10 protein-coding genes are annotated in these 10,112 nt (G+C 60.0%); 8 read left to right on the top strand and 2 right to left on the bottom strand.

What is annotated here, in order from left to right:
- On the top strand, positions 1-2,555 hold a 2,555-nt coding region (locus tag JNL55_RS04905), incomplete at its 5' end, for an efflux RND transporter permease subunit (RefSeq protein WP_293850118.1).
- Between the two features lie 482 nt (positions 2,556-3,037).
- Positions 3,038-3,412 carry a DUF305 domain-containing protein gene (locus tag JNL55_RS04900; protein WP_293850116.1) on the top strand — a complete coding sequence of 125 codons (375 nt, stop codon included), beginning with the start codon at positions 3,038-3,040 and terminating at the stop codon, positions 3,410-3,412.
- A gap of 67 nt (positions 3,413-3,479) precedes the next feature.
- On the opposite strand, the gene JNL55_RS04895 is transcribed toward JNL55_RS04900, so the two are convergent.
- Both JNL55_RS04895 and JNL55_RS04890 read right to left on the bottom strand, forming a co-directional pair.
- Positions 3,480-4,193 carry a DUF305 domain-containing protein gene (locus JNL55_RS04895; protein WP_293850113.1) on the bottom strand — a complete coding sequence of 238 codons (714 nt, stop codon included), beginning with the start codon at positions 4,191-4,193 and terminating at the stop codon, positions 3,480-3,482.
- A 92-nt stretch (positions 4,194-4,285) separates the two neighbouring features.
- Positions 4,286-4,360 (bottom strand): four-helix bundle copper-binding protein, encoded by a 75-nt coding sequence (locus tag JNL55_RS04890; protein WP_293850121.1) that lies wholly within the window; start codon positions 4,358-4,360, stop codon positions 4,286-4,288.
- A 474-nt stretch (positions 4,361-4,834) separates the two neighbouring features.
- Between JNL55_RS04890 and JNL55_RS37350 the strand changes: the two genes are divergently transcribed.
- From JNL55_RS37350 to JNL55_RS04865, 6 genes are all read left to right on the top strand, one after another.
- Complete coding sequence (locus tag JNL55_RS37350; RefSeq protein ID WP_415923008.1) at positions 4,835-5,242, top strand: CopL family metal-binding regulatory protein; 408 nt, start codon at positions 4,835-4,837, stop codon at positions 5,240-5,242.
- A gap of 147 nt (positions 5,243-5,389) precedes the next feature.
- The gene (locus JNL55_RS04885) at positions 5,390-5,839 is read left to right on the top strand and encodes a MerR family DNA-binding protein (protein ID WP_293850110.1); all 450 of its coding nucleotides are present in this window, start codon (positions 5,390-5,392) and stop codon (positions 5,837-5,839) included.
- Positions 5,839-7,755 carry a copper resistance system multicopper oxidase gene (locus tag JNL55_RS04880; protein WP_293850107.1) on the top strand — a complete coding sequence of 639 codons (1,917 nt, stop codon included), beginning with the start codon at positions 5,839-5,841 and terminating at the stop codon, positions 7,753-7,755. The genes JNL55_RS04885 and JNL55_RS04880 overlap by 1 nt, the downstream gene beginning before the upstream one ends.
- Positions 7,752-8,726, top strand: a complete 975-nt coding sequence (locus tag JNL55_RS04875) for a copper resistance protein B (RefSeq protein ID WP_293850104.1) — start codon at positions 7,752-7,754, stop codon at positions 8,724-8,726. Before JNL55_RS04880 ends, JNL55_RS04875 begins: the two co-directional genes overlap by 4 nt.
- 86 nt (positions 8,727-8,812) lie before the next feature.
- Complete coding sequence (locus tag JNL55_RS04870; protein ID WP_293850101.1) at positions 8,813-9,169, top strand: copper resistance CopC family protein; 357 nt, start codon at positions 8,813-8,815, stop codon at positions 9,167-9,169.
- A gap of 20 nt (positions 9,170-9,189) precedes the next feature.
- Positions 9,190-10,050, top strand: a complete 861-nt coding sequence (locus tag JNL55_RS04865; protein WP_293850099.1) for a copper resistance D family protein — start codon at positions 9,190-9,192, stop codon at positions 10,048-10,050.
- The last annotated feature ends 62 nt before the right edge of the window (positions 10,051-10,112 follow it).

Below are 10,112 nucleotides of genomic sequence, written 5' to 3'. Positions count from 1 at the left end.
CGGATCGGCTGCGTGCGTTTGGGATTACGCATAGCGAAGTGATTGAGGCCATTCAAGCGGCGAACCAAGAGGCCGGCGGTTCCGTGCTCGAACTGGCAGAGGCGGAATACATGGTGCGCGCGACCGGCTATCTGCGCGACCTCGACGATTTTCGCGAGATCCCACTGCGCACCTCGGTCGATGGTGTGCCGGTTCAGTTGAAGGATGTTGCGTGGCTACAGCTCGGCCCGGAGCTGCGCCGTGGGATCGCCGAACTCAATGGGGAAGGTGAGGTCACGGGCGGCATCATCGTCATGCGCTCGGGCAAGAATGCACTAGAGACCATTGAAGCCGTGCGCGCGAAGCTGGAGACGCTGCGCGCCAGTCTTCCAGAGGGCGTGGAGATCGTAACGACCTATGATCGTTCGCAGCTGATCGAGCGGTCCGTCCGTAATCTGACGCAGAAGCTGGTCGAAGAATTCATCGTCGTCGCACTCGTCTGCCTCGCCTTCCTGTTTCATCTCCGATCGTCTTTTGTGGCGATCGTGTCGTTGCCGCTGGGCGTGCTTGCCGCCTTCATCGTCATGTACTACCAGGGCATCAATGCCAACATCATGTCGCTCGGCGGTATCGCGATTGCGATCGGCGCGATGGTCGATGCGGCGATCGTCATGATCGAGAATGCACACAAGCACATCGAGCGCTGGCGCGAGGAACATCCGGATCGCGAACCCACCAGCGCCGAGCATTGGAAGCTCATTGGCGATGCCAGCGTCGAAGTCGGTCCGGCGCTCTTCTTCTCGCTCCTGATTATTACGCTGTCGTTCATTCCGATCTTTACGCTAGAGGCGCAAGAGGGACGTTTGTTCTCGCCACTCGCGTATACCAAAACGTATGCGATGGCCGCGGCCGCCGGCCTCGCTGTGACAGTGGTCCCGGTGCTGATGGGCTATCTCATTCGCGGCAAGATCCCTTCCGAGGACCGCAATCCCATCAATCGCTTCCTCATCCGTGTGTATAGGCCAGTGCTGGATCATGTGCTCGAGTGGCCGCGCGCCACGATCGCGATCGGTGTCGTGCTACTGGCCCTCACCGTGATTCCACTGATGCAACTGGGCGGCGAGTTCATGCCGCCGCTCGATGAGGGCGACGTACTGCACATGCCGAGCGCGTTGCCCGGGCTGTCCGCCGGTAAAGCCTCACAGCTGCTGCAACAGATGGATCGTCTCATCATGACGGTGCCGGAGGTCGAGCGCGTGTTCGGCAAGATGGGCCGTGCCGATACCGCCACCGATCCAGCGCCGATCGAGATGACCGAAACCACCGTGCAGTTCAAGCCGCGCGACCAGTGGCGCGAGGGCATGACTCCGGAGAAGCTCATTGAAGAACTCGATCGCACGGTCAAGATTCCGGGTCTCGCGAACATCTGGATACCGCCCATTCGCAATCGCATCGACATGCTGGCGACGGGCATCAAGAGTCCCGTCGGTATCAAGGTGGCCGGGACCGATCTTGCCGTCATTGATCGCGTAGCGCGCGAGATCGAAGAAGCAGTCAAGAACGTGCCAGGCGTCACCTCAGCCCTGGCCGAGCGTCTCTCGGGCGGACGGTATATCGAAGTCGATATCGATCGGCTCGCAGCCGCGCGCTACGGGTTGAATATCGAGGACGTACAGAGCATTGTCACTGCCGCAATCGGCGGCGAAACGATCGGTGAGACGATTGAGGGCTTGCAGCGCTTTCCGATCAGCGTGCGCTATCCGCGAGAGTTGCGTGATTCGCTGAGTGATTTGCGCGCTTTGCCGATCGTCACGAAGGCGGGCGCGCAGATCACGCTCGGCACCGTGGCGGATCTGCGCATCACGGATGGTCCGCCGATGCTCCGCAGTGAGAATGCGCGTTTATCGGGCTGGATCTATGTTGACCTCCGCGGTCGCGATCTGCAGTCCGCGGTCGAGGACATGCAGCACGCTGTGGCTCGCGAAGTGAAATTGCCAACGGGCTATTCGATCGCGTGGTCAGGTCAGTTCGAGTACCTGGAACGTGCCACAGCGAAGCTCAAGATCGTGGTGCCGTTCACGCTCCTCATCGTTTTCGTGTTGCTCTACCTCGCGTTTCGACGCTTCGATGAGGCGGCGTTGATCATGGCCGCGTTGCCGTTCGCGCTGATCGGCGGTTTCTGGTTCATCTATCTGCTCGGCCATGAGGTGTCGGTGGCCACTGCCGTCGGCTTCATTGCGCTCGCCGGTGTCGCCGCGGAGTTCGGTGTGATCATGCTGCTCTATCTCAAGCAAGCGTGGGAGACGCGTCTTTCTCAGGGCCAAGCAGCGACCCGCGAGTCGCTGATGGACGCGATCCGCGAAGGCGCCGTGCAGCGCGTTCGACCGAAGGCAATGACGGTCAGCGTAATTATCGCGGGGTTGGTGCCGATCCTGTGGAGCCATGGCACCGGTTCGGAAGTCATGCAGCGGATCGCCGCGCCGATGGTCGGTGGCATGATCAGCGCGCCTTTGCTCTCGATGCTCGTAATTCCAGCCGCGTACTTGCTCATGCGTGGTCGCAGACTTCGCACATGATCTGCGCAAGATGCGCAATCTGTGCTGCCCGACAGCGGCTCGACGTCACTCGTGCGGCCGTACGCTGATCAGGAACTGGCGTGTCAGCTCGTGTTGCGGCTTTTAAGTCAGCGCTTAGGGGCCAGATTGGAGCGAGCGGGGGGCTCGGCTGACCTAGCAAATTGCGATTGAGTTTGCAGCCGTCTGACCCAGGTCGCGACACGGAGAGTGTGGATCAAGATCCATAGTTTTTTGCCATCCCGACATGGGAGTTTCGGCTTCTCCGACGAGCGCTTCCCCAACGCGAGACCTTCCGAGCCTTCCCCCCGCAACGTTTCCCGCGCCCTCGCCACCTCGGCGGCGATGCAAGGTGGCACGCGTGTCCTTGGAACCTGCGGCACTAGGCTTCTGTCCCACTGATCAATCAGTTCACTTGCGCATAAGGGAACCGGCATGCCGGCGACGATCGTTTAGATGTACCCACCCAACGCGAGGTTGAGACAATGACTTACAAAATTTCATGCGCTGCCGCGGTTGCAGCGGCCGTTCTGATAGCTTCTCCTGCGCAGAGCGCCGATGACCAACACGCGCAGCATCAACAGCAGTCGGCCAAGAGCGTGGGCATGCAACAGTCAGAGGGATCCAAGGCGCTGCATGAGGCCATGTCCAGCGGCATGACGAAAATGCACAACATGAAAATGACAGGCAAGACCGATCAGGACTTCGCGACCATGATGATCCAGCATCATGAACAGGCGATCGCCATGGCCAAAGTGGAGCTTGATCACGGTGCAGACCCTCAGGTTCAGAAGAAAGCACGTGAGATCATGACAGCGAGCGAGAAGGACATCGCAGAGCTCAAGAAGTGGCAGAAGTAGCACTAGATGGCGCAGGCGCGGCCCGCTAAGAATGCGGGCCGCCGACATCCGACTCATAGACTCCGGCCTATTGCTCCAGCTTCGTGTCCGTCTGCGCTTCACCGTCCTCGCCGGAGTGCCTTCCTTTCAACCCGACGTGTGGCTGATAGTCACAAATGGAAAAGTCTCGGCAAAGCATTTCGCGCATGTCTGAAATGTCATTGATCTGGCCGTGAACGATGCCGGAACAGTACCGCTGCAGCATGTGATGCTCGAGTTCAGCGGAAACCTGGCACTGTGTACTCGGGCGAAGGGCGAGATAGTGGTGTCGGCTCAGTACTTCCATAAAGAGGCGATCGAAGTCCGCACCGGCGGGCGCATGTTCGAGCAAAGCGATCTGCGCCTGCCCCCGTTTGTCGATCTTCGGGCTGTACTCCATTCCATACCAATCTCGCAGGAACTTCAGTGCCGTGAGAATCTCTTCGCGTTGCATGCGGTTGTTGCGCCGTGCGAGAGACTTCAGCTCCTCGGAGACGGCTTTCGCTTCGACCGGTTGCCTGTCTGGCGTAGGCGACGTGCCTTCCGCCGGCGAGATGGCTGGGTCGCGTGTGGTGTCCGTCCCAGCAGCGAGTTCTGTCATTCTCAGCGCGGAAAGGTGATGGTCGGCAATAGACTTCAGATACGAGACTTCAAACTGTGCAGTGAACCCGCGGCCTGGTTCCTCCGCCTGGAGCGACGGGGCGACGAATATGCCAACGATCACGGTGGCTGATAGAAGGCATTCTCTGGGTAAGAGGGACATGAATGTAACTCCTGCGAAGGACTGAGTTGATCAATACGATGCGCTTACTGACGCATCGTGGGGCGGGCCGCACGGCCCGTGCTGGCGCCGGATCACTGTGTCGACATCCGGCGGCATTCATCGGCACAGCGTCTGCAGGCGGCAGCGCATTCACGGCAGTGGTCCATATCGTGACGTTCGCATTCTTCAGCGCATGCATCACAGACATCGGCGCAGGCGGCGCATATCACCGATGCGAACTCGCTGCCACGACTCGTGAAAGCCGCAGCTGTTCGGCAGATCTCGGCACAGTCGAGATCGAGTGCAATGCAGTGAGCGAGTGCTTTCACATCATCTTCTTGTAGGCAAGCGCTCGTGCAGTGATCGCAGGCGGTAGCGCACGCATTACATGCGTCAATGCAAGCTTGCATGGTCTCGTGTGACATACGGTTCTCCTGAGACAGTGGCGCGAGGACCCAGAGAGGGCAGGCCGTGAGGGTGTGTCGTCAATCCGGCGCCGACATTTGTTGTTCCTGGAAGGCACTTGATTCGTCAAAGAAAAATCTGGAGTACGGTCCAGATTCAGGGCCAGCCTCGTGCTGTAGGCGAATCCTCAACGCGTCGCGATTGCGACTCTGCGCTGGGGGCGATACGCTACGTCGGTGCACCGTGCTTTTCTTCATCGCTGGTCGATTGTTCTGCTGCTCATCGCGCGTCTCGTCTTGGGCGAGTTCGCGTATTCGATGCCGCATCCGGCTGAGTCCGGCCACGCTGAGGCGGCGCCTGCCGTGACCCAGACCCAGGAGAGGCCGTGTCCGGATCATGTGACCACGGCAGCCAACAGCGAGAACCCAGCTGTTTCCGAAGACCTGACCAGCAAACCTCACGATTCCGCCTCGCACGAACACTGTTGCGAGACCGGGTGCGACTGCGCATGCTTGCATCTTTCGGGGTTAGCGATGCCCCCAGCAACGCTGAACGTTGCGCCGCCGGAAGAACACCTGCTGGCGGCTCCCGCTTTCCGGCACACGCCGGATCGAATCTCCCTCCTATTCCGTCCTCCCGCCTGACACCCACTCCATCGTCGCGGTGAGCGCCGCGGCAGCGTTCTTTGCTGCCACTTGGCGCTTTGATATCCGAAGGGTCCGTTGAATCCCTGCGCCGCGCGCGTGATGCGCCTCGGCCGCAGCGATGCAGCCGGACGGGTGGGAGTTTTCATGCAAGCGTTTTCGATTGGCCGGCTGGCGAAGCTTGCCAATGTCAGCATCGACACCATTCGGTTCTACGAGAAAGCCGGGTTGCTGGCGGCCGATTTCCGTCGGCCGTCCGGGTTCCGTGAATACTCGCAGCTCAACCTGAAGCAACTCAGGTTCATTCGCCGTGGACGCCTGCTGGGCTTCTCGTTGGAAGAAATTAGCGAGCTGCTCGCACTCGATAGCGCGCACGACGCGGCGACCACCGTCGTCCAACAGAAGTTGCGAGTCATCGATGGAAAAATCGATGAGCTCAAGCGTTGGCGTACCCACCTCGTTGAATTTCTCGACGCGCCCACGACGGCCGAGCCCGGGCGACAGTCCATTCTCAATTGCTTCTCTGAGGAATCAGCAGAGGCCGAAACGGGCGTGCCCGATGCGCGCCCGCTGCATGAATCTGCCAAGAGGTTGTGATGTCCAAGATTGAATTGTTGCGCACCCCGCTCGGGGGCATGAATCGACGAAAGTTTCTTGCTGGCACAGGTGCCGGCTTGTTCGTCCTGGGTACGACGCGGAATCTCGCCTGGCCGCAGAACACGAAGCAGAGTGTTCTTTCCGGCACGGAGTTCGACTTACAGATCGGCGAGACGCCCGTGAACTTCACCGGCAAGGCTCGGATCGGGACGGTGGTGAATGGGCAAGTGCCGGCGCCGCTTCTGCGTTGGCGCGAAGGCGACACCATTACGTTGCGCGTGGCGAATCGCCTGCCGGTGCGCAGCTCGATTCACTGGCACGGCATGATCGTGCCCGCCGACATGGATGGTGTGCCGGGACTCAGTTTCGAAGGTATCCCGAGCGGCGGCATGTACACCTATCGCTTCAAGGTGAATCAATACGGGACGTACTGGTATCACGCGCATTCGCGCTTTCAGGAGCAAACCGGTCTGTATGGCCCCATCGTCATCGAGCGCAAAGGCGGCGAACGACAGCGTGCCGATCGGGAGTATGTGATCCTTCTTTCGGACTGGACCGACATCGATCCGGAGCGGCTCTTCGCCACGCTCAAGAAGCAAAGCGATTACTTCAACTTCGGCAAGCGCACGGTCGGCGACTTTTTCGAAGACGTCCGACAGCAAGGTTTGAAACCAACGGTCGCGGATCGGCGCATGTGGGGACAGATGCGAATGAACCCCACGGATATCCAAGACGTGGGCGGCTATGCCTACACGTATTTGATGAACGGTGTCGCGCCGGGCAGCAACTGGACAGGGCTGTTCTCGCGCGGTGAAAGAGTCCGGTTGCGGTTCATCAATGGATCCGCAATGAGCATCTTCGACGTGCGCATTCCCGATCTGAAGTTGACCGTCGTCGCAGCGGACGGGCAGGACGTTGAGCCGGTCACAGTGGACGAGTTCCGTATCGCCACCGCCGAAACGTACGACGTCATCGTGGAGCCGAAGGACGATCGAGCTTACTCAATCTTTGCTCAGGCCATGGATCGCACGGGCTACGCCCTCGGCACCTTGGCGCCGCGCGAAGGAATGCAGGCAGACATCCCACCGCTCGATCCCCGGCCGTTGCTCACGATGGGCGATATGGGTATGGCTCATGACATGAGTGGCATGGGACAAATGCAGCACGGCGCACCGAGTACCGCTGGGAAAAATTCTAGCGGCCCGGCCGAGCAGGCCTCGATGCCCATGGATCACAGTGAAATGAAGCCCGGCGAAGAGATGCCGATGGATCACAGCGCGATGAAGCACGGTGAGGAAAAGGCCGCCGAACCGATGGACCACGCCGCCATGGGGCACGCGGCGATGAATCATGGAGCCGCCGCCTCGGGTGCACCCAAACATGCAGCGACCGAACGTAAAGTCACCGTCGACTCGCAAGCTCAGCAGGTCAATTCGCGGCTCGATGATCCGGGCGTCGGCTTGCGCGATAACGGACGACGCGTACTCACGTATGCAGATCTTCATACGATCGGTGGGCCGATCGATCGGCGCGATCCAGATCGTGAGATCGAGTTGCATCTGACCGGACACATGGAGCGCTTCATCTGGTCGTTCAATGGCCAGAAGTTCTCGGAGGCGCAGCCACTGCGGTTCAACCATGGTGAACGACTGCGAATCACGTTAGTGAATGATTCGATGATGACGCACCCGATCCACTTGCACGGCATGTGGAGCGAGATCGAAACCCCAGACGGCGAATTCCAGGTCCGCAAACATACTGTCACCGTCAATCCGGCGCAGCGGATCAGCTATGCGGTCACGGCGGACGCTCTAGGCAGATGGGCGTATCACTGCCATCTGCTGTACCACATGGAGGCCGGGATGTTCCGAGAGGTCGAAGTGGCGCCTGCCGGCCAACATGGAGATCACGAATGAATTGCGTGACCGTCTTGTTGACCGCGATTGGCGCGATCGTGGCCATGCCCGCGACTGCGCAGCATCCACCGGAGCATCAGCAGCCGATACCACAACCTGCCGCGGATGAGCACGCAGGTCATGAAGCACGAGGTGAGACCAAAGACGATCGGTCCGCTGAAGAACTTGAACATGCCGGCCATGAAATGCCTGCATCACCAGAGAACGGGCACGCTCACCATGATTCCGGCGCGAAGGATGCGCCGACCGAGAGCGAACGCGCCCATGTGCCGCCGCTCCCTCCGCAAACACCCATGCCGGACATGTCCGCAGAGCGAATGATCGAATTGATGCAGATGGAAGATACTGCGCCATACAGCATGGTGCTGCTGGATCGACTCGAGTGGCGCAAGGTCGACGATGCCAATGCGCTGATCTGGGATGGGCAAGCATTCTACGGCAACGATTACAACAAGCTCTGGTTCAAGACCGAAGGTGAGCGTGTCGACGGTGAGGAGGAGATTCGCACCGAACTGTTGTGGGATCGAATCTTCAGCCGCTGGTGGAGCGTGCAGGCGGGTGTCCGCCACGACTTCGCCGAAGGCCCGGAGCGGACTTGGGCGGCCCTCGGGCTGCAGGGCCTCGCGCCCTATTTCTTCGAAGTCGAAGCAACCTTCTATGTCGGTGAGGAGGGTCGGACCGCTGCGCGTTTCTCCGGTGAATACGACCTGCTGCTGACGCAACGATTGGTGTTGCAGCCCGAAGTGGAGTTTGACATCTACGGCAAGGACGACGCCGCGAATGCCATCGGCGCTGGGTTGTCTGATGCAGAAGTGGGGCTGAGGCTCCGTTACGAAATTCGACGAGAATTCGCGCCGTTTGTCGGCGTGGTTTGGTCACGCCAGTTCGGCAAGACCGCAGACCTGGCGCGCGCAGCGGGTCATGACACTAGCGATGTGCAGTTGGTGGCGGGGTTGCGCGTTTGGTTCTGAGCGCACCAACGGCTGACCGTCGCCGTTCTCGATCTCGCGGTGAGTGTGTTGTTTCGTTGTGTTGTTCCCACTCTGGAGACTTATACGTGTTTGTTAAGAAATTGCTTTCAGCGCTCGTGCTTGCAGCGGCCTTCACCGGGATAGCGCAAGCACACACGCATCTCGAAATGGCGATGCCCGCGGACAATGCCGTGCTCGCCGACCCGCCAGCGAGTCTCATGTTGCATTTCTCTGAAGCAACGCGCCTGACCGCGCTCTCCCTCCAGAAGGAGGGCGAGAAGCAAGCGAAACCGGTCGCCTCGTTGCCGAAAGAGGCATCGAAGGCGATTGCGGTTCCGCTCCAGCCATTGGCGCCGGGCAAGTACACCGTCAACTGGCGTGTGGTGGGAAGTGACAATCATGTCATGAACGGTGCATTGAAGTTCACGGTGCAGCCGAAGTAGCGAGGGAATCGGAGTTCCCCATGACGGCGACGGACGTGATCTCAGTGGTTGTGCGCGCGCTGAGCTTTATCGCGCTCTTTCAGGCGGCCGGCATAGCGATATCGATCGCCACGTTCGGCCGCTTGCTTGAACAGTCCTCCCGGCGCATACGCGATGTCGGGTTTATCTCAGCGCTCGCGGGCATCGCATTCGTCGCCGTCCACTATTCACTTGAGGCCGCACGGATGGCGGGCTCTCTAGCAGGGGTTTTCGATTGGAGTCTGCAGCAGCTTGTGCTGGATTCGCCCCTGAGCGCCGCAGCGGGTGCTCGGTTGGCTGGTTTGGGCCTCATAGCTATCACGATACGCCGCGAAGGTGTGGCGCCCATCCTTCTCGGCCTCTTGGGTGGCTTGAGTGTCGTGGTGGGGTTCACGTTTGTGGGCCACACCGCGGATGTTGAGCGAAGCGCGTGGCTGTCAATCGTGCTGATCTTGCATCTGCTGGTGGTCGCTTTCTGGTTTGGCGGGCTTGCACCGTTGCACATCGTAAGTCGTCTTGAGCCCAGGCAGCGTTGCGCACACATCGTGGCCCAGTTCAGTCAGCTGGCCAGCATCGTCGTACCCGGCCTCTTTCTATTGGGGGTGGCTCTGACGCTGGCGCTCGTTGATCGCTGGAGCGTCTTGGCTCAGACCTATGGTCTGTTGCTGCTTGCCAAGGCCGGTGGGTTCGTGCTCCTCATGGCGCTCGCCGGATTAAACAAGTGGCGCTACGGACCGGTGCTGGCGAGCAGTTCGGGCGCAGTTGCTTCGTTTCAGCGCACAGTTGCCGTGGAGTATGTGCTCATCTGCCTCGTGTTGATCGCGACCGCTGTCATGACACCGTTCTTCTCCCCTTCGCACTAGGGCGGGGGTAAGCACTCGAGTTGGCTGAAACATCTGATCGGAGGGAGCATGAAAAATAACAT

Origin of the sequence: Steroidobacter sp. (assembly GCF_016790065.1) — a bacterium.
Classification (GTDB): Bacteria; Pseudomonadota; Gammaproteobacteria; order Steroidobacterales; family Steroidobacteraceae; genus Steroidobacter.
The sequence above is the reverse complement of the archived record's forward strand: the minus strand, read 5'-3'. Positions and strand labels throughout refer to the sequence as shown.